Source organism: Arcobacter sp. CECT 8989 (assembly GCF_004116715.1).
GTDB lineage: Bacteria > Campylobacterota > Campylobacteria > Campylobacterales > Arcobacteraceae > Halarcobacter.
Genome location: NZ_PDKE01000066.1, coordinates 1 through 456 on the forward strand (window position 1 = coordinate 1; position 456 = coordinate 456).

The following is a 456-nucleotide window of genomic DNA, read 5'->3' on the forward strand; positions in this document are numbered from 1 at the left end:
GATATGATTGGTGGGAAATGGAAAGCAATGGTTCTTTGGTCACTTAAAAAAGGTGTAAAAAGAAATGGTGAGTTAAAAAAACTTATTCCAGGAATTAGCCAAAAGATGTTAACTCAACAACTAAGAGAACTTGAAGAAGTTGGTATTGTACAAAGAATTGCATACACAGTTATTCCTCCTAAAGTTGAATACAAATTAACTAAACATGGTGAAAAACTTATTCCCATTTTACAAGAATTACATGATTGGGGTAAAGATTATGCAATTGAAAATAAAATCACTATAGAAAAAGCTACAAACTGCTAGTTAGCCATATACATTGTTTTTATCATTTCAATGGCTTTAGTTATTACTTTTAATTCTTCCTCTTCGGTGATAATTTCTGCTCCATAAAGTTGAGTAATAAAAGCAAAAGATTTAATCACTCCAATAAATTGTTTAGCCACAAATAATGAA

At 29.6% G+C, this 456-nt stretch carries 2 protein-coding genes; one reads left to right on the forward strand and one right to left on the reverse strand.

Annotated elements, in window-relative coordinates:
• The first annotated feature begins 3 nt into the window (after positions 1-3).
• The gene (locus tag CRV02_RS14445) at positions 4-306 is read left to right on the forward strand and encodes a helix-turn-helix domain-containing protein (protein ID WP_258239332.1); all 303 of its coding nucleotides are present in this window, start codon (positions 4-6) and stop codon (positions 304-306) included.
• On the opposite strand, the gene CRV02_RS15165 is transcribed toward CRV02_RS14445, so the two are convergent.
• Positions 303-446 (reverse strand): TetR/AcrR family transcriptional regulator C-terminal domain-containing protein, encoded by a 144-nt coding sequence (locus tag CRV02_RS15165; protein ID WP_375137089.1) that lies wholly within the window; start codon positions 444-446, stop codon positions 303-305. The genes CRV02_RS14445 and CRV02_RS15165 overlap by 4 nt on opposite strands.
• Between the last annotated feature and the right edge of the window lie 10 nt (positions 447-456).